This is a genomic window from Longitalea luteola (assembly GCF_017356035.1).
In the GTDB taxonomy this organism is placed as follows: Bacteria; Bacteroidota; Bacteroidia; order Chitinophagales; family Chitinophagaceae; genus Niastella; species Niastella luteola.
Window position 1 is genome coordinate 368,608 of record NZ_JAFIQX010000001.1, and the last position, 18,879, is coordinate 387,486.

The window sequence follows — 18,879 nt, forward strand, 5'->3', positions numbered from 1 at the left end:
TGGGAGGCGTAAGTAATCGACTGAAGAGATCTACCTTCCATCTCCCAGTGTGTTTACGCCCCAATATAGGCTATACGCCCGGATATAATGTATTAAGGTACTCCATCAGCCTATATTCCTTTCTGTTTTTCCAATCGCATATCCAAGTATCCGCTTCAAAGGGAGAATCGAAATTGTCAGCCAAGTCAATAAACACACTCGAAGTCTCATATAAGGAAACCAGGGCAACAAGGTGGCGATCGATTTTCGTAAAATGAATGACATGTGAGAGCTCGGGAAATGTGACTGGTAATTTTGCTAATATTTCACCATACTCGTTGTTCATTTTGGCGTAGATATTGTGGCCGCCATTTGCTATCCAACCTCTTACTCCGTCAAATCTTTCATTCAGTACAAAATTTTTTCCTTTCAAAAAAGAAAGACAATTGAATGCATATTTTCCAAAAACCCTTAAATGGTCCTCCTTCCAGATCATTTTTATTGACATTTTCGGAATATATTGTTCATGCTGGGGCAAATCGGTTTTCGTTCTGGTAAGTGCCATGGCAAAAGGCTTCAATTTCTCCGGTGTTACCTGAGTTTTATTGCCCGGGTGCTTGGCAAGGTAAAAATTAAAATTATCTTCCACTTCGGTCGAATGGCCCAAAAGTATTTGCTGAAGTGGGAGCCTTTCGTCATCAAGTATCTTTAATTTAAATGGTTCAGGGTTTATCAACTTGTCTATAAAAGATCCAATGATCTCATCCAGATTTCCTTCGTCCGTTTTGTCGAAGCTGAATTTTACAAATTTTGACGTCTCATCATATAAAAGCAATGGGATTTCATAGGGTTTGCCCAGCTTTAGATAACCCAAAGAAAATTCACCCGGGTTATGCAAGTTTTCCATTACAACTATCGATGATTTCGTCGCATATTTTTCCGATTGCTTGCCTCTCTTGCCTGGTCCGACAATAGGCCTCGGAATTGATATCAAGGAATTTCTAATAAATTCCCGCTCGAGATTGGAGGAGTCGGTATTGAATTGCGTACTGACATAGTCCTTCGGCAGTCTGTTTATTCCGCCAATTCCTGCAGAAATGATATGTTCCCTATTCTCAAAAGTCAGGTCAGTTCGACCTTTATAGTAAATGCACATTTATATTGTTATAGGTTGCAAATATCCTATTTTTAACAACGTGCTTCCGATAACTGAAGATACTTGAACACAAACTGTTGATCTTGCAATATAACTGATTGATTTTAAGCTATTTTTATTATTTGAATGGTGTCAAGGAAAGCAATAAGGGGTTCGATAGAACTCTGCCCGACTCCACTAAAGGAAACGGTCAAATTTGATTGTTTCCTTTTTTTGTTTAATCAATAGCCTCATCTTCCATATCTTAATATTTTATTTCCCCGTTTATGACTGGAAAGTGGTGTCTGTTTCTACGTAAGTTTTGCTGTCTGGGATTTTAATCTATTTTTATACAACCCACGAAAACAGGCAAACAAGAAAATATGAGAAAAGTAATTGCAACAATCAATATGACGCTTGACGGATTTTGTGACCATACCTCAGGTGTCCCTGACGAAGAAATACATCAACATTATGCTGAGTTGTTGAAAAGTGCCGGTACCACTTTATATGGCAGGATAACCTACCAGCTTATGGAATTTTGGCGAACCGTGCTTGAAAATCCCACAGGCGATAAAGGAATGGACGACTTTGCCGTCGCAATAGACAACACCCCAAAGCTTGTTTTTTCCCGCACACTGAAAAGTGTAGATTGGAAAAGTGCAAAATTAGCCAGTCAGGACCTTGAGAAAGAAGTTTTGGAACTCCGACAACAGTCGGGTAAAGACGTTTTTGTGTGCAGTCCAAGCCTGATTGTAGCTTTGACGAAACTTAATTTAATAGACGAATATCAACTTTGTGTTCACCCTGTTATTGCAGGAAGTGGTATGCCATTATTTAAAAACATCAGCGAAAAAATTATCCTTAAACTCATAAAGACCAAAACGTTTCGCGGTGGTGCAGTCATTCTTTATTATGAACCGGCAAATGATCGCAAGTGATTGATTTATGCAATTTTTATGGTCGTTCTTTCGCCAGGTGTTTTTTATTCTCTTTCATGACAATGCTATTTAGAACTTATAGTTTTTCAAAACAACCAGAGGTTTATTGAATACTGTAACCACCCGTCCACAACCAAGGTATGACCAACTACAAGGCTTGCCATGTCACTACAAAGCCAAAGTACCGCACTCGCTATTTCTTCAGAACGTCCCAAGCGCCTGGCAGGTACAGCTTCTATCATTGCATCTAATAGCTCCTGCTGGCCGCCAGCCATCATTTTGTCTACCATGGGAGTATGAATGATGTTAGGACAAATGGAATTGATACGTATTCCCTGTGAGGCATATTCCAATGCTGCACTTTTGGTAAGGCCGATTACACCATGTTTGGCTGCGTGATCGTTCCTCTTTGCGGCCCTCCCAAAATGCCGCCGATTGAAGAACACAATAGCACCGTTGCCCTGTTTGCGCATCTGCTGTAATTCGTATTTCATACAACTCCATACGCCTTTTCAGACATTTTTTACCAACGCTTCAACTCGTTGATTGATCTCATCCAACATTTTTTCAACATATATTTCAGCAAGCCCTTCAAGTTCTTCAGTTGTGTGAAATTGACGATAAACTCTTTCAGCTAATCTATTATCACCTCCTAATGCAATCGAATATTTGTATTTGTCCAAATTAATTTCCAACCTGTTCACAACATTAAAGGTTTTAATGCCAGCTTTTTTGAACCCATCCAGATGGAATTGAATGCCTAGAGACCATATATCCCCTTCTTTTGAAATTAGATTTTCAAGATCGGTTTCCGTAATTCTACCGTTAAGGCCTTTACCATTATACCACGTATCAATAGTTGTCTTATTGAACAAAGGTTCAAGTTCGATCATTTTTTCTCCAATAAACTCAATTAAAGGTTGTAAAATGTTTGAAAAGACCCGGCCTATTATTTCATGAGTTTTAGGTAAGTCTGCTTCTTCAGAGGTCATTTTCTCTAATAATCCCTTCAAACGTTTCATTTTTGCATCGACTGGGTTTATTGGGGACTCCAATTTTTTGCACAGTTCTTCCTTTATAGTTTCCTCATTTGGCAAGTATTCTTTCCAATCATCTGGTACAACATGTGTATATTGGTATTTAGCAACACCCATGGGTTTGGATCTGCTTTGTAAAGTATATTCAACTATAATTTTATCTACATCCTTACAAAGCAACAGTCCAATTGTGGGGTTATCGCCATCCTTTTTTAATTGCTCATCGATTGCGGTTATATAGAATTCCATTTTACCAGCATATTCAGGTTTGAAATCTTTAACCTTTAGTTCGATTACAAAATAGCAGTGTAAGGCCGTATGATAAAACAGTAAATCGATGTAATAATCCTGATCACTGACTTGTAGTATGCCTTCGACTAAGTACATATTGCTAAGCTGCTCAAAAACACGTAAGAACTATTTTTTGAAGCGATGAGGAAGTAGCTCGTGAACTCTATTAACAGGATGGTCTGCAATTGTGTGAAGAACCTCTTTGAGCCAGGTGTAGGGCTCTATGCCATGCATTTTACAAGTACCCAATAGGCTGTAAAGCATCCCGCTGCGTTTTGCAGCTTCGTGAGAGCCGGCAAATAGATAATTCTTTCTGCCAAGAGCCACAGGGCGTATACTATTTTCCACTGGGTTATTATCGATTTTCAGTCGGCCATCGGTAGTGTAGATTGATAACTTTTGCCATCGTTCGATACTATAAGCAAGCGCTTTGCCTATGGCGCTTTTAGGCAATACGTGTAAGTATTGTTGTTGCATCCATAGCCACATTCCTTTCAATATCGGATCAGCTTTTTTGCTACGAACGACTTGTAATTCGGGGAAGTTCAGACCATTTTCTTTGCTGATACGCTCAATTGTATATAATTTCTGGATCTCACCCAGTGCGTAAGATGCACGCTCATAATCGTTGTCCAATGCTTCACTGAACATACGCCTGGCATGGGCCATGCAATGGATTAACGTGATGTTTGGCTTTTTATCAAAAACATCATAGGCCGCATACCCGTCGGTTTGCAGATAACCCTTAAAGTCTTCCAGTATCATCATTGGACCTTCCCGGCCTCGGCCCTCCTGGTAATCAAAAAAGACGATTTTATTAATACTATCCTGGTAAACCCAATAAAAGCCGCGATGCGTTTGCCCCTTTTTGTCTTTATCGATTACCTTGATAGGTGTTTCATCTGCATGCAGGTAGCCACTTTGCAATACTTCAGCTTTGAGCGCTTCAAACAATGGAGTAATGAGGTGGCAGGTACTGCTTACCCAGTCGGTCAATGTAGAATAAGCCAGTTTAACACCGGCTCTTTCAAAACGCTGCATCTGGCGATGCAATGGAAGATGATCAACATACTTATCGATCACGACCTGTGCCAGCAAGCCTTCTCCAGCTATTGCCTTGTCGATTGGTCTTGAAGGAAGATCGCCTATGATTACACCGGTATATATCCAGTGATAATTGCGGGTTGTTTTTGTCTGTAGGTATAAAGCGCTCATGACGCGAACCAAAGATCATTTTCTGCAACTGGTGTAATTGCTGCTCTAGCGCAACTATTCTTAGTTGCGATTGTTCATACAGCGTTTTATAATCTGGAGATGAAGTGCTTTGCATAGCCTGCTTGCAGATAAGCCTAAGTTCGGCTTTACAGAAGGGCTATACAACAATAGTTATTCACTATTTGCTTTTTTATGTTGATATCTTTTGCGGTATTTGATCTCTTTTAAAGAGATACCCTGCAGTATAAAATGTAGCTGGTTGGAGGTTAGTTGCATGCTCCTGGCATCCAGGTCAAAAGCAGGCACTTCAAAAGCTCCTTTTTCCAGGCGCCGGTAGAAAATGGTGAACCCGCCCTGCTCATATACAAGCATCTTGAGATGAGTCCGCGGTTTATTGATAAATATAAAGGCATCGCCTTTTGTTACCAGTCGTCCCAATTCATTAGTTATTATCCCGCACAGCTGGTTAAACCCTTTACGCATATCGGTTTCTTTGCGATATAGATGGTAGGACCTGTGATCACCAAGTAAAATCAAACTGCTCATGCTAACAACTCTTTAAGATAAGCAGCACTCACTGGCTGGTATATCTTTATGCTACCCACTTCGGCAAACAATGTACAAGCGGATGGAACAATTTCAACAGGCGCAAAACCTGTCTTTCCAGCTGCTCCAGTATCTTTTGAGTATTTCTTCTTCCAATGATAGAATGTGCCATCATCTATATGTAGACCTGCACAGAACGATTTTACACTTAGGCCACTTTGAGCATGCTCCATTAATAACCGCTTAATTTCCTGCTTACTTCTAAAAACCTTGGCCTTCTTGGTGATACTATTTGATTCCATATCCTGGTTTTAAAGAACTAAGCTAACATTCGGCTAACTCTTTAAAAAGATGTACTTGGCCGGAGGGATACGACTTGTAAATGGTACTGTTGCCCAATGAAACCAAAGTCAGGCCCTAGCTCCTGAAGAAATTTTTTAAGATTGCTTATAAGGGCATTTTCCAATTCTCTTTCTGAGGCAGCATTCGATAACATAAGAAATCCAAAATTGTATGGGCTTTTCAAAAGCTCGGACGCTAAATCCGATTGGGGTTTAGGTAAGACAACCTGAAAATTGCTTGAGATCTTACCCTGCCGGTTATATAAATCAGTTTCCATGTGGTAAACGAGTAATGACCGTGCCCAGTTATGCGCTGCAGTTTGCTGAATATAGAAAAGTGCTTCCTCCACGGATTTGCATCTGGTAAAAATTTGGACGTGGTGCCCCCACGGAACAAATCCCAAAATTGTGGGGAATAGTCCAACATGCTGTTGGACTAATTTTGAATGATCAGCATAAAATTTATAGAACTTGCAGATATAGAATAAGTTAGATCTTGAAAAGCCATTAGTCGACTTAAATTCAGCCTTTAGATCCATTGCCAATTGGGAGATGATTCTTTCCCCCCAATTAGAATTTGCTACTTTTTCGGTAATGGCTTTTCCAAGGTCCCAGTACAGGCTAATCATTTCTGTATTGACTTTCAGGGCAGCATTTAACTGCCTCGTTCGGATCTTGTCCTTTAGTATAGCCAACCATTGTTTATATCCTGGATCTGTTATCTTTTGGATACTCATAAAGTGTAACGATTAATGAACGGTACGGTTTCAGTGAGGTAGGTTGATGCCAGAAATCCTGGTAAAAGGAGATGTTTCACAGCCAAACAGTATATATATTAGAAACAATTCAAGCCGATCTTTTGACTAAAAAGGGCAACGGTAATTTGTAATAAGTGGGATAAGCCATCACTAAACAACAATCGCTCAACTAACTACAGCTGCATAAATCAAATCACTGCGGTACATAGATTTGCGTTCTCCTATTTTTTCGATTTTGGAAAAGCCTGCATCACCAAATATCTTCTGTGCACGCGCAAACGAAATGGGAAAAGGAACCCATTGATTCGCTCTATCGGTGTCGTATTCAATCAGAATAAACACTCCACTGCCACTGCGTAAACGGGCTTTTAATTGTTTGATGCATGCTACCTGCTCTTTTACATAATGAAGTGAATTTGCCATCAATATTCCATCGAGGTTAATAATTGGTAATTGGTCCTTCACAAAATCCGCCTGGTGAAAAATGATCGAGGGATGATGTGGGAGATCAGGGTGCTTATGCAAATCGACGGAATGAATAGTTGAACCCGGTAGTAAAATAGAGAGTAAGGCCTCTGAGAATAATCCCTTACCGGCGCCAAGATCTGCCCAGGTTTGTGGTGCGCTATGCGGAACAATTCCTTTTTGAATCAACGATATCGCTTCAGGTAATTGCATATTCTCGGGCAATGTATTTAGCTCTTCTAATTTTTAAATTTACGGTTAAAACAGGCAGGACCGTTTTGGAGCCTTTTTCATAAAGTATAAATGATTGCCTTTTACTACATTATAATTTATTGATATTTTTATCATTGCATGTTATCATGAGCTTCAATAAGTATTTCCAGCTAAATACTTAAATAACCTGGTTTAACGTTTACCCGGTATAATCCCTAACCGACCTAAGCACTTTCCAATATATATGAAAATGAATATTGCGCGGTTCAAAACCAGCGTGGCCCTATGCTTGCTGCTTTTTTTCAATAACGTGCATGCCCAGCTCACTGCAGACTTTACCGCCGCCACAACGGCTGGCTGTGCTCCGCTACTGGTTAATTTTACCGACGCTTCTACCGGGAATCCCGACCAATGGGAATGGGACCTTGGCAACGGCACTATTTCCCATTATCAGCATCCTTCATTAACGTACTTCAACCCCGGCGTTTATACTATAAAGTTGACCGTAAAAAAGGGAACTGCCACTGCTTCAGTAACCAAAACACAATACATAAACGCATACGCTTCGCCGGTCATTGATTTCACGCAATCTGCTGCAATAGGCTGCTTTCCGTTAAAGATCTCCTTCACCAATCAAAGTGACCCGGGCAGCGGCACCGCTACCAGCTACTTATGGGATTTCGGCGACGGCACCACCAGTACAGACCCAAACCCTACTCATACCTATAACAGCACGGGGCAATACAATATTTCTTTACGGTCAGTGAACAGTAACGGCTGTACGGGGTCCATTACCCGGCTCAAAGCGATCGATATTCAAACAGGAGTAAAAGCCGCATTCACAGTCGGAACGATCTCCAGTTGCCAGGCACCGGCCACTGTAACTTTTCTCAATACCAGCACCGGTACCGGAGCTATGAGCTATAGCTGGGATTTTGGTGACGGCAGCCAGTCAACGGCTAAAGATCCGCAACATACCTATATGGCCGCCGGCCAATACGTGGTAAAGCTGGCCATAAAGAACAATACCGGTTGTACCGATACATTTATAAACACCAACGTTGCGGTCGGGCTCAATGAAGCCAAATTTACTGCTCCTGCTATCAGTTGCGTAGGACAACCCGTTACCTTCACCAGTTCATCGACAACCAATCCGCTGAACGTTTTCTGGAATTTTGGTAATGGCGCTACTGCCACCGGCACACCTGTCACCTATGTTTATTCTTCTCCTGGCACCTACACAATTACCCAAACAGTCAATTTTGGCGGTTGCATCGATACCAAAACCGGTTCCATTCAAATTATCCCGCGGCCTGTCGCTGATTTTACCTCAGCCGACAGGCTATCCTGTAAAGCTCCCTATAAGGCTGCCTTCCAGGCAATCGCTCCCAATGCAGTAGACTGGAAATGGGATTTCGGCGATGGCGCTACCAGTACCGATCCGGCGCCGGTTCATACTTATGCTTCACAGGGCCGCTTCAAAGTTTCACTCACCATTACCAACAGCGCCGGCTGTAAGGTAACAGTTGAAAAGCCGGAATACGTGGTTGTCCAAAAACCAATAGTAAGTATAGTGAATAGTGATCAGCAGGGCTGTGTGCCTTACAACTTCACCCCTTTTCTGAATATTTATTCGCCTGTACCTGTTACAGATTATTTGTGGGATTTTGGCGATGGCACCACAAGCACCAGTTCTAACCCCACACATACTTATACGCAAAAAGGAACTTACACCCTCCGCCTCACCTATAGCACAAAGGATGGATGTAAAGAAACCATCACAAAAAGCGCTTTGGTAAAAGTAGGTAATAAGGTAACGGCTGATTTTTCGGCCAGTCCTTTGCAGGTATGCGCTTCGGATCCTGTACAGTTTACCGATCTGTCGAAACCCATTCCCCCGGGAACCGATAAAATAGATGAATGGTACTGGCAATTCGGCGATGGTGGTTCTTCCAGTCTTCAAAACCCGGGCTACACTTACTCCGACACCGGCCGTTTCAGCGTATCACTAACAGTAAAAAGCAATGGCTGCGATTCATGGCTAACAAAGTATAATCTTGTGCGCATCATACCGCCCGTTGCCCGTTTCACGGAAATAATAAATTGCAGTAATCCATACTGGCGATCTTTTGATAATCGTTCCCTCGTCAACAGGTCTGCGGCGCCAGTATCCTATCTGTGGGATTTTGGGGATGGGGCCACTTCCAACAGCGAGTTCCCTTCACACGTATATTCAGCGCCGGGTAAGTATACCGTCACCTTAACGGTTGAGAACGGCGGATGCCGGCATAGCAGGTCAATGAATGTCTTTATCGTTGATAATACCCTGGGCTTTACGGCTTCAAAAGACACTATCTGCCCCTACACGAGCATCCAATTCGACATGACGATCAGCGATGCCACGAATGTGATCTCAAAGTATATTACGTCAACCTATTCAGGGCAAACCTGGTTTAACGTAAATACAGCTACGGAAACCTATACCCAACCCGGCAACTATACGGTACATGCAGTGATCATTGACACCAATAAATGCTCCAAAACCATTCCCCTGCGGATAAAAGTGATTGAAACCAACGCCCGGCTTTCTGCACCTATTGCAGCGTGTATCAATGCGCCGGCTGTTTTTACAGATCAGTCATGGGTGAATGCACCCCTTTCCATAACCGGTCGCATCATCAATTATGGCGATGGAACACCGGATGAAATAAATCCTGCCTCTTTTAAACATACCTGGTCGCAGGCTGGCAATTATACGGTTTCATTAATAGCAATTGACAGTAAAGGATGCAGGGATACCACTTCAAGAAATATTCTTATTGCCGATCCGCACGCAAGCTTTATGTCGCCCGACTCCATGAGCTGTACCGGAAAGAACATTCATTTCAAAAGCATCGGCGATCCGTGGTATAGCTATACGTGGGATTTTGGCGATGGAAAAACCTCAACCGGCATCAACCCGGTGCACAGCTATGCCAGCGAGGGCAACTATAGCGTTAAAATTGACTTCAGGGATCAGTATGGCTGTAAAAACTCCTTTACTAAACTGAATTATGTTCAAATAAATAATCCGGTTGCCCAATTTTCAATCAGCGCCAATCAAAGCGCCTGTCCGCCATTGGTGGTAACATTCAATAGCACCTCTAAATTTGCAGAAAGCCTGGAATGGGATTTTGGGGATGGTAACACTTCTAACCTCAAAAACCCTACACACTTTTACACCTACCCCGGCGAATACTGGCCAATACTGAAGGTCACCAGTAAAGGCGGCTGCGTGGATATCATACACGACCAGAAGATCAACATCGACGGTCCCAGGGGCACGCTTACTTATAACAAAACACCAGGATGTGCGCCCCTAGCGGTGAATTTTACGGCGAATACCACTGATGCCGTATCGTTTCTGTGGGATTTTAACGATGGCGCCACTGCCGCCGCAACGCCAGTGAATAACCGAATATCACATACTTATTCCCGGCCCGGCAGCTATTTACCGAAAATGGTGCTGAAAGATGCCAAGGGCTGCCAGGTACCCGTAAGCGGAAAAGACAGCCTGCACGCTTATGGAATAGAGGCCAGTTTCACAACAGACAAACAATCTTTGTGCGATCGGGGAGTGGTTCAGTTCACGGATGCATCTGTAACGAATGATGTTATCACCGGTTATCTATGGACGCTGGGCGACGGTACCACTGCTACGGCAAGATCCTTCGCTCATCAATACCTGACCGTAGGCAGTTATCCGCTAAAACTGGCGGTAACCACGCTGCACAACTGTAAAGATGATACAGCTGGTGCTGTGCCCATACAGGTAATACCATCGCCCAGAGCAGGTATTACCGGACCAACATCTGCCTGTGTACCGGTGAACTTTCAATTTGCAGGCAGCCTGTTGAACAGCAATCCCTATCCTTTAACATGGACCTGGGACTTTGATAACGGACAAACAGCATCGGTCAAAGATCCGCCACTGGTGAACTTTAACCGGGCGGGTAATTATAATGTATCGCTCACCATCACCAATTCCTACAATTGTTCAGGCAGATCTGTTTATCCTGTTACCATACATCCATTACCACCCGTCGATGCAGGGAATGATATAGTAGTTTGCCGCGATCAGCCCAAACTATTACACGCTAGCGGTGCTATGAATTATAAATGGCGTTCAACCGGTAACCTGTCATGCACTACCTGCAGCAGCATCATGGTGAATCCGGTCTCAACAGTAAAGTATTATGTGGAAGGGGAGAACGCTTTTGGTTGTAAGGCCACCGACTCGGTATTGGTAACCGTGCAGCAACGGATCACGGTTGGAGCCAATAGCGGCGATACCATCTGTACCGGCGAAACCTACCGATTGCAGGCAAGCGGGGCTGATCTGTATAATTGGACACCAACCTCGGGATTGGATAATGCTCAATCTGCCACTCCGAATGCTAAACCGCAGACGACCACGATGTACCAGGTAATAGGAAAGGATCAGTACCATTGTTTTGCAGATACGGCGTATGTTCCGGTAGTCGTATATCCATATCCCCAGTTAATGCTGGAAAAAGAAAAGACCGTAATTGTAGGCACTTCCACGACGCTGCAGCCTGCAATGTCAGCAGATGTTATCAGCGTCAAATGGTCTCCTGCTACCTGGCTTAGTTGCGACAATTGCGCTGCGCCGGTAAGCACCCCTAAGCAAACGATTAAACACAAACTGCAGGTAGCCAACGAAGGAGGATGTGTAACTGAAGAAGCCATTACGCTTCTAGTAGTGTGTAATGGAGAAAATATATTCATACCTAATACTTTTTCTCCTAATGGCGATGGTAACAATGATGTGTTTTTCCCCCGGGGAAAAGGCATTTCGTATATCCAAAGGTTCCGCGTTTACAATCGCTGGGGCGAGGAAGTATTTAAACAGCTGGCTTTTTACAGCAACGATCTTTCAAAAGGGTGGAACGGCCTGTATAAAGGCACCCCGGCAAAGGAAGATGTATATGTATATGTTATTGAAGTGATTTGTGAAAACGGACAAGCCCTGACGTTTAAAGGAGATGTAACGTTGATGAGATAGATAACCAGTTGACCAGTTGATCAGTTGACCAGTTAACCAGTTGACCAGTTAACCTGTAGACGGGTTTTTGTACCAATAATAATTCCGGGATCTAACTATGAGAACGATATTCAAAACAATTTTGACAAGCCTGGCGCTAATGACGGTATTAGAGAATACAAAAGCCCAGGACCTTCATTTTTCCCAGTTCTTTGATGCGCCACTATTACGCAATCCTTCCCTGGCAGGGTTGTTTGATGGCGATGTTCGGTTACAACTGGTGTACCGGGACCAGTGGAAAAGCGTTACGCCAAATTCATTTCGCACGGCCTCTTTTAATGGCGAGTATAAAATGCAGGTTGGTGGGGGAGATGATTTTTTTACTATTGGCGGACAGGTCCTGCTGGATAAAGCCGGCTCTGCCGTTCAGTCCACCACACATTTACTGCCTGTGGTAAATTACCACAAGTCGCTTAGCACGCAAAGAACAAGCTACTTTTCATTGGGTTTTATGGGTGGATGGGTGCAGAAGAGAATAGACTATTCGAAAATAACTACAAACAATCAGTATTTTGACAATAACTGGAATGCAGCGGCTCCTACCGGTGAGACCATTTCAAACCCTACCCTTGGTTATTGGGATGGAAGCGTAGGCATGAGTTTTAATACTTCTCTGGGCAGCGAGTATAAGCACATGCTTTTTATTGGCGCAGCTTACCACCACCTGAACCGTCCAAAAACGTCATTTTACCGGAATGCCGCCATCGAGATCCGCCCAAAATATGTTTATTCGGCCGGATTTAAATATATCATTGATGACTTCAGCAGCTTCACCCTTCACCAGGATGTATTTATACAGGGTTCCTCCCGCGAAATTATCGGCGGCGGATGGTATTCACATATTTTGGGCGGCTTTACAGATGATCCTCTTTATGTGCTGCATGGAGGCCTGTTCATTCGGTATAAGGATGCGGTCATTCCTGTAGTAAAAATGGACATCCGGGCATTTGCCATCACGTTAAGCTATGACATCAATACTTCTCCACTAAAAACGGCCAGCCAACTGCGGGGCGGGTTTGAACTTGGTTTAGCTTTTAAAGGCTTTGCGAAAAATAACAGCAGCCAGGATAAGGTAGTTTGCCCAAGGTTTTAAGAAATGGTCTTAGCTGAGGCGGGACTACTGCACTTCCAGCAATTCCACATCAAATACCAATACCGAATTGCCTGGAATAGTCCTGTAATCATCACATCCATACGCCAGGTAAGGCGGAATGATCAATTTTATCTTTCCTCCCTGTCTGATAAGCGGGATCCCGATCTGCCAGCCCTCAATGACGCCTCCCAACGGAAAACTTGCTACTCCGCTATCGAAAGATGTGTTGTTGGTGAACTTACCTGTATAATTCGCTTTCACCGTTGAATTAATTGTGGGCGTTGCGCCGCTGCCCGGCTCAATGATCTGGTAATACATCCCACTGGCATGTTTGGTAGCCGTAATGCCATTAGCGCTAATATAACTCTGCATTTTGGCATCATCTTCTGCTACGGTAGTACAGCTAACATCTTTATCCTTATTACTACATCCAGTCATCACCAGGGCCAGTATCATACTAAAAACAAGATTGATCAAACGCATGTCTGTTATCAGTTTAGGGACAAATATAATGTGGAGTTATGTATATTTCACGAATAAGTTGCCCAGCTCTCCACAGACGCTTATAAGCCTGATCTTTGATAACGCTTCTGAAATACTATGGCAGCAATCTTATCGGCATCGGCTTTTCCCACCCTGTTGTTGCTTAACAAAATAATACAGAGATCATCATCTGGAAAAAATTTCATATCGGCAATAAATCCCGGCACGCCACCGGAATGCGAGATACATTTCTTGCCATACAACGGGTACCGGAACCATCCATATCCGTATTTCCATTGCCGGGGTATGAATGCACGCTCCCGGGTGGAGTCGCTGATTACCATGCCCGAGTACAACCCTTTATACCATTTGTACAGATCCATCACGGTGGTAAACATAGAACCGCAGCCCGGAGCATAAGTAGAATCAAAATCGGTGACGGTAACAATTTTCTTTTTATTACGCACATGGCCGGTTGATTTATCAGTGCTTTTCAGGTTCATGAAATCAAATCCTGAATGATGCATTTGTAAAGGATCAAAGATCATTTTACGTACTACATGCTCAAATTTCTCACCGGTAATTTTTTCTATGATACAGGCTAGTAAAATGTAATTTGAATTAGAGTAAGGAAATTCTTCTCCTGGTTTAATGAACCTTGGCTCATCCTTGAAATAGGAAATTAATTGCTCCATCGATATGGGCGGCGCTGCATCAGGTAATTCTCGGATAGCTTTTACTGCCAGGTACTCTTTTATCCCCGAATGGTGAGTCAGTAACTGTTCTATCGAAATGGAATCACCCTCAGGATAAGCCGGAAGATATTTTGAAACAGGATCATGCAGGCTTAACCGGCCGTCCTGCTCCAAACGCATAATAGTGGTAGCAGTAAACGGTTTTGACAATGAACCGATCCTGAAAATGGTAGCTGTATCGTTGAACGTGTTTATGGTCTTGTTCTTGTAGCCATATCCCTTATATAACAAAACATTCCCCTTATATACCACTAAAGCACTGCCATTGAAAGTTCCGGGCCTCGACAAATAACGATCCAGTTTTGTGGATATGTCCTGTGCATGAACATAAAAGAATAATATAACCAGGTGGCAGGTACTGTATAATTTCTTCATAGATAAACTGTTAATAAAGTGATACGCCGGTCTCAGTTTATACCCTTATAGATGCTCCTTTGCACAACGCTATTCACTTCTTAATGCTGCGACGGGATTCATAAAAGCGGCTTTGACGGATTGATAGCTTATCGCACAGAACGCTATGAATAAAGCAATAGCACCGGCCAACACGAATTGCCACCCGTTTATAGCGATCCTAAAAGCAAAACTATTCAGCCACCGGTTCATCCCATACCAGGCCATTGGCGAAGCAATGGCAATAGCAATCAATACCAGTTGAATGGTGTCTTTACTTAGCACAAAAACAATTTGTTCGATCCCTGCACCCAGCACTTTCCTGATGCCAATTTCTTTGGCCCGCCGCCGGGCAGTAAGCGTGGCCAGTCCAAACAAGCCCAGGCAGGAGATGGAAATGGAAACTACCAGGGCAATCACCAGCAGCCTGGAGGTCTGCCTTTCCTTTTCATAGAACTTCCCGATCATTTCATCAAAAAAGGTATAATCAAACGGATCATTCGGGTAAACTTCTTTCCAACACTTTTCAATTTTTAAAACAGTTTCTTTAAAATGGCTTAACTGTTTTTCGCCGGTGTTTAGTTTTATATTGATGAGCCGTGTAAACGACGCAGAAGTAGTAAGAAAAACCGGCTTTATAGGTTCATGCAAAGATTGTGAGTGAAAGTCGGCCATTACACCAATGATTGGTCGTTTCAAAACACGGCCGGGCATAATCGTTTCCACCATTTTGCCAACCGCATCTTCCGGTTTTGTAAAGCCTAATGCCCTGGTGCAGCTTTCATTTACCAGAAATTCTTTGATGGTATCGCAGGGCTGAATATTCCGGCCTGCAATAATTTTTATATCATATAATGGGGAAAAATGCTCGTCGGCCCATTCCAGGATGCAGGCTGTGCCCCTTTCTTCTTTTCCTTTGTAAATAAGGGGATTGAAAAAGTGCCGTTTAGCAAGAGGCGTTCCTTCGCTTAAACTTACAGCCGCTACCTCAGGTAATTTCCTGATCTTCTCTGCGAGCGCCTGTTTTTTATCAGCCCCATGATCGGGATTCGTTTGTACGGTAAGGATCGCGTCTTTGGTAAAGCCAAGGTCTTTATTCAGCATGTATTGCATTTGGTTACCAGTTACCAGGTTGCATATAATAAATACCATCGAAATGGTAAATTGAAATATGATCAATCCTTTAATAAAGTAGCCACGCCGGTTCCATGTTTGCATGCCGGCACCTTTCAGATTGATGGCAGGCACTGAAGAAGACAGAACTTTTGCCGGATAGATGCCGGCCAGCAGAGTAGTGAACAGACCAACCGCTAATACGAATACCCAGTTTGAAAAGCTGAAAAAAGAAAAACTGACACCTTCCGGGATAAAAGGCCTGAGAACGGCTAAAAGCGGATATATGCCTGCGATAGCCAATGCAAGGGCCAGGCCAGTCAAGATAGAAGTTTCTCCCAGAAATCTTAATACGAGCCCGCTGACTGTGCTTCCACAGATCTTACGAATACCCGTTTCTTTTGCCCGGTCAATGGATTGCGCAGTGGATAATGTAATGAAATTAATAACAGCAAGGACAAGAATAAACAGAGCGATGCCCATCAGGATATACAGTGTTGGCAAATGCACTTTCCTGGAATAAGTATCGCCGTACCGGGCATCAAAATGAATAGTTGATAAAGGCTGTAACAGCCAGGTTGTTTTGCCGGTACCTGTTTGTTTATAATGCCTGTTGCTGAGATCAGCCAGACTGGCATTGATGCGGGATGGAGGAACGCCGTTGGCCAGCTTAACAAATACCTGCGCAGATGTATACCCATCATTCCACGACTCAAAAGCAGCGCCTTTTTTAAGCGTATTAAACGAAATAAAATCCGTGAAATTGAAATCGGTGTTTTTAGCGGGATCTTTTACAATGCCGGCCACCCTGATGTTTAATGAATCGTTGTAGATGATGGTTTTATTTATGAGCTCAGCCGCGGCGTGTTCACCAAAATACTGCCGCGCTTTGCTTTGCGTGAGCACCACTGTGTAAGGCTCCTTTAATACCGCAGCATTTCCCGCCAGCCAGTCATAGTGAAAGATATCGAAATATTGAGGTTCTGTAAGCACAATGTCCGAATGTTGTTCTTCCCCAAATGGTGGCTTGGCGAATCTTTTCTCAGGAAGACTGCTATCCCGTATGGTCACTGTTGCCATGTAATCATTATGGAACACGGCAAGTGTTTCAATACCGGCGATCTCACCGCGTATGGCAAAAGGTGCAGGAACGGGAATATTGCCGCTGTGCTCTTCTCCATATTCCGGTGAATACCTGTCACTAACGATCCTGAATATCCGTTCCTTGCCCGGGTGATAATTGTCGAAACTTAATTCAAACCTGGCGATGAGAAAAATAACGAGGCAGGCACTAATTCCCAGGGAAAGCCCAAAGACGTTGATTGCAGCCAACAATTTGTACCGGGCAATATTACGCCAGGCAGTGATGATATAATTTTTAAACATGCCGGGGGGTTGGTTTTTGAAAATAGAGCTTATATTTCTTAGTTCGATTTTTTTGATCCCCCGGATTGGGAATTTATGGATTTTTTAACTGAATAAAAGGAAAGGCCAGGCAAACAACCTACATGACCTCTATCGCATAACTCCGGATCAAAATACTGTCCTGGCGGAACTGCTGCTCTAATTGTTGCTTGAACGGTTTCCAAAAGGCAGGATCGATGCCGTCTGCCATCACTTCATAAATGATCAGTTCGTCTTTTACCGTATGCTGCTCTTCTTCTTTCCAAAGTCCGGTTACAGGCGCCCGTTGGTATACCGTAACGCCGCCGAAGCGTTCGTTCAACTGGCGGCTAATGCTTATATACGAATCCCCCGTAAAGCGCTGACCTGAATTGTCGGTCAGGGGCAAAAAGATTTGAACAAGTACTTTCTCCATGCCAGGGAACGCTTAAAACCTATGCCAGGGTATCTTTAATGTGACAAGGTTCAACTAATTATTTTTTCTCATCTATCCCGCTGGTTTTCTTGATCTCCTGCTGTACCGCCTGCGATGCCTTGCGATAGCGCGGCCAGGTAAAAGGACTCCTGCGTGGCCGCTCATCGCCAAATAACACACCCCATTGCTTCAGGTGATTCGACCGGTCGAACACCACCTTCAGCACGGCTACAATAGGCAGCGAGAGAAACATGCCGGAGATACCGGCAAGCGCCCCGCCGGTAACAACGGCCACGATACTGGTCAATGCATTGATGCGGATCTTGGAGCCGACGATCTTAGGCATCAAAATATTATTATCGAGAAATTGCACGGCGGCAATGGCGATGAGTACAGTCAGGATGGGCCCCAACTGGTCCGACGAAGTAAGGGTAAGAAGTACACCAATGAGATTGCCAATCAGTGCACCAATGTAAGGGATCAGGTTAAGAATAGCGAACAACACACCGATCAGCAGCGCATGTTTTATACCAAACAGCATCAAGATACCGCCCAGCAGGATCGTGATATAGCCTATCTGGATCAGCAGGCCTCCCAAATAACTCTTGATGATCGTTTGCATTTCCTGCACCGTCTCCCGCACGCGTTCATGTTCACTTTCTTTGTACCAGAGAAAAACAAAACGCAGCAGCAGGTTGCGATAGAATAATAACAGAAAAATGTAGATCGGAACAAGGCCAAAAAAGATCAAAAGCGCAGTGAGTGACGAAGCGATGCCGCCAAGATATCCACTTGCGAAATTCACCAGTTTCTCGCTTTGCTGGTTAAGCAGTTGCAACTGCCGCTCGGTTGAAAAATCCGTCTTGCTGTTGATCCAGCTGCTTAACCGCTCCAGGTGCACCGTGACATTGGCCTTGAGGGTAGGGAAATCTGCGATCAGCCGGGAAAATTGAGCGGAAATGAACCATACCAGCAGCGCCATACCGGCAAGCAGTACGATCAGCACAAGAGCAATAGCCAGCATCTCCGGCACTTTTTTGTTGGTCAGCCATCTGAATAAAGGATATAGCAGGATGGTAAGAAAAAAGGCGAGCAATATCGGGGAAAGAATATTCGCCGCATGAACGATGAAAAAGAAAACAACCGCCAGTCCGAGCATTTCGATCGAGCGCCTGACTGTCAAAGGAAGTGTTTCCAC

General features: G+C 43.7%; 15 protein-coding genes and 1 pseudogene. 3 read left to right on the plus strand and 13 right to left on the minus strand.

Going from position 1 to position 18,879, the window contains the following annotated elements; translation table 11 throughout:
• Nucleotides 1–70: 70 nt before the first annotated feature.
• Entirely contained in the window at nt 71–886 is an 816-nt protein-coding gene (locus JUB15_RS01455; protein ID WP_207510461.1) for a hypothetical protein, read from the minus strand.
• Between the two features lie 611 nt (nt 887–1,497).
• Here JUB15_RS01455 and JUB15_RS01460 point away from each other — a divergent pair.
• A complete protein-coding gene (locus JUB15_RS01460; protein ID WP_207510462.1) occupies nt 1,498–2,055 on the plus strand; it encodes a dihydrofolate reductase family protein in 558 nt (185 codons plus the stop codon).
• An 86-nt stretch (nt 2,056–2,141) separates the two neighbouring features.
• On the opposite strand, the pseudogene JUB15_RS01465 reads toward JUB15_RS01460, so the two are convergent.
• The 7 genes and pseudogenes from JUB15_RS01465 to JUB15_RS01495 form a co-directional block, all read right to left on the minus strand.
• Nucleotides 2,142–2,555 (minus strand): annotated as a pseudogene (locus tag JUB15_RS01465) (SDR family oxidoreductase); the annotation flags it as partial.
• A 12-nt stretch (nt 2,556–2,567) separates the two neighbouring features.
• Nucleotides 2,568–3,479 (minus strand): PDDEXK nuclease domain-containing protein, encoded by a 912-nt coding sequence (locus JUB15_RS01470; protein ID WP_207510466.1) that lies wholly within the window; start codon nt 3,477–3,479, stop codon nt 2,568–2,570.
• Between the two features lie 30 nt (nt 3,480–3,509).
• Nucleotides 3,510–4,598 carry an IS66 family transposase gene (gene tnpC, locus JUB15_RS01475; RefSeq protein ID WP_207510472.1) on the minus strand — a complete coding sequence of 363 codons (1,089 nt, stop codon included), beginning with the start codon at nt 4,596–4,598 and terminating at the stop codon, nt 3,510–3,512.
• Nucleotides 4,599–4,769: 171 nt separating this feature from the next.
• On the minus strand, nt 4,770–5,144 hold the full coding sequence (gene tnpB, locus JUB15_RS01480) for an IS66 family insertion sequence element accessory protein TnpB (RefSeq protein ID WP_205514630.1): 375 nt from the start codon (nt 5,142–5,144) through the stop codon (nt 4,770–4,772).
• On the minus strand, nt 5,141–5,446 hold the full coding sequence (gene tnpA / locus JUB15_RS01485) for an IS66 family insertion sequence element accessory protein TnpA (RefSeq protein ID WP_205514631.1): 306 nt from the start codon (nt 5,444–5,446) through the stop codon (nt 5,141–5,143). The genes tnpB and tnpA overlap by 4 nt, the downstream gene beginning before the upstream one ends.
• Nucleotides 5,447–5,487: 41 nt before the next feature.
• Nucleotides 5,488–6,222, minus strand: a complete 735-nt coding sequence (locus JUB15_RS01490) for a PDDEXK nuclease domain-containing protein (RefSeq protein ID WP_207510480.1) — start codon at nt 6,220–6,222, stop codon at nt 5,488–5,490.
• A gap of 186 nt (nt 6,223–6,408) precedes the next feature.
• On the minus strand, nt 6,409–6,921 hold the full coding sequence (locus JUB15_RS01495) for a class I SAM-dependent methyltransferase (RefSeq protein WP_207510482.1): 513 nt from the start codon (nt 6,919–6,921) through the stop codon (nt 6,409–6,411).
• Between the two features lie 244 nt (nt 6,922–7,165).
• Between JUB15_RS01495 and JUB15_RS01500 the strand changes: the two genes are divergently transcribed.
• Together JUB15_RS01500 and JUB15_RS01505 are read left to right on the plus strand one after the other, a co-directional pair.
• Nucleotides 7,166–11,986: a PKD domain-containing protein gene (locus JUB15_RS01500; RefSeq protein ID WP_207510490.1), complete on the plus strand. Its 4,821-nt coding sequence runs from the start codon at nt 7,166–7,168 to the stop codon at nt 11,984–11,986.
• 97 nt (nt 11,987–12,083) lie between these two features.
• Complete coding sequence (locus JUB15_RS01505) at nt 12,084–13,118, plus strand: PorP/SprF family type IX secretion system membrane protein (RefSeq protein WP_242696156.1); 1,035 nt, start codon at nt 12,084–12,086, stop codon at nt 13,116–13,118.
• A gap of 24 nt (nt 13,119–13,142) precedes the next feature.
• Here the strand turns inward: JUB15_RS01505 and JUB15_RS01510 are convergent, their stop codons facing one another.
• From JUB15_RS01510 to JUB15_RS01530, 5 genes are all read right to left on the minus strand, one after another.
• Nucleotides 13,143–13,601, minus strand: a complete 459-nt coding sequence (locus tag JUB15_RS01510) for an FKBP-type peptidyl-prolyl cis-trans isomerase (RefSeq protein ID WP_207510492.1) — start codon at nt 13,599–13,601, stop codon at nt 13,143–13,145.
• An 80-nt stretch (nt 13,602–13,681) separates the two neighbouring features.
• Complete coding sequence (locus JUB15_RS01515; RefSeq protein WP_207510494.1) at nt 13,682–14,731, minus strand: serine hydrolase domain-containing protein; 1,050 nt, start codon at nt 14,729–14,731, stop codon at nt 13,682–13,684.
• A 69-nt stretch (nt 14,732–14,800) separates the two neighbouring features.
• Complete coding sequence (locus JUB15_RS01520) at nt 14,801–17,248, minus strand: ABC transporter permease (protein ID WP_207510496.1); 2,448 nt, start codon at nt 17,246–17,248, stop codon at nt 14,801–14,803.
• 118 nt (nt 17,249–17,366) lie between these two features.
• On the minus strand, nt 17,367–17,681 hold the full coding sequence (locus JUB15_RS01525; protein WP_207510498.1) for a hypothetical protein: 315 nt from the start codon (nt 17,679–17,681) through the stop codon (nt 17,367–17,369).
• A gap of 58 nt (nt 17,682–17,739) precedes the next feature.
• Nucleotides 17,740–18,879 (minus strand): AI-2E family transporter, encoded by a 1,140-nt coding sequence (locus JUB15_RS01530; protein ID WP_207510500.1) that lies wholly within the window; start codon nt 18,877–18,879, stop codon nt 17,740–17,742.

Coding starts and splice junctions, on each gene's coding strand:
- JUB15_RS01460 (WP_207510462.1), top strand. CDS start 1,498: ATGAGAAAAGTAATTGCAACAATCAATATGACGCTTGACGGATTTTGT.
- JUB15_RS01495 (WP_207510482.1), bottom strand. CDS start 6,921: ATGCAATTACCTGAAGCGATATCGTTGATTCAAAAAGGAATTGTTCCG.
- JUB15_RS01520 (WP_207510496.1), bottom strand. CDS start 17,248: ATGTTTAAAAATTATATCATCACTGCCTGGCGTAATATTGCCCGGTAC.
- JUB15_RS01500 (WP_207510490.1), top strand. CDS start 7,166: ATGAAAATGAATATTGCGCGGTTCAAAACCAGCGTGGCCCTATGCTTG.
- tnpA (WP_205514631.1), bottom strand. CDS start 5,446: ATGGAATCAAATAGTATCACCAAGAAGGCCAAGGTTTTTAGAAGTAAG.
- JUB15_RS01525 (WP_207510498.1), bottom strand. CDS start 17,681: ATGGAGAAAGTACTTGTTCAAATCTTTTTGCCCCTGACCGACAATTCA.
- tnpB (WP_205514630.1), bottom strand. CDS start 5,144: ATGAGCAGTTTGATTTTACTTGGTGATCACAGGTCCTACCATCTATAT.
- JUB15_RS01455 (WP_207510461.1), bottom strand. CDS start 886: ATGGAAAACTTGCATAACCCGGGTGAATTTTCTTTGGGTTATCTAAAG.
- JUB15_RS01490 (WP_207510480.1), bottom strand. CDS start 6,222: ATGAGTATCCAAAAGATAACAGATCCAGGATATAAACAATGGTTGGCT.
- tnpC (WP_207510472.1), bottom strand. CDS start 4,598: ATGAGCGCTTTATACCTACAGACAAAAACAACCCGCAATTATCACTGG.
- JUB15_RS01510 (WP_207510492.1), bottom strand. CDS start 13,601: ATGCGTTTGATCAATCTTGTTTTTAGTATGATACTGGCCCTGGTGATG.
- JUB15_RS01515 (WP_207510494.1), bottom strand. CDS start 14,731: ATGAAGAAATTATACAGTACCTGCCACCTGGTTATATTATTCTTTTAT.
- JUB15_RS01505 (WP_242696156.1), top strand. CDS start 12,084: ATGAGAACGATATTCAAAACAATTTTGACAAGCCTGGCGCTAATGACG.
- JUB15_RS01470 (WP_207510466.1), bottom strand. CDS start 3,479: ATGTACTTAGTCGAAGGCATACTACAAGTCAGTGATCAGGATTATTAC.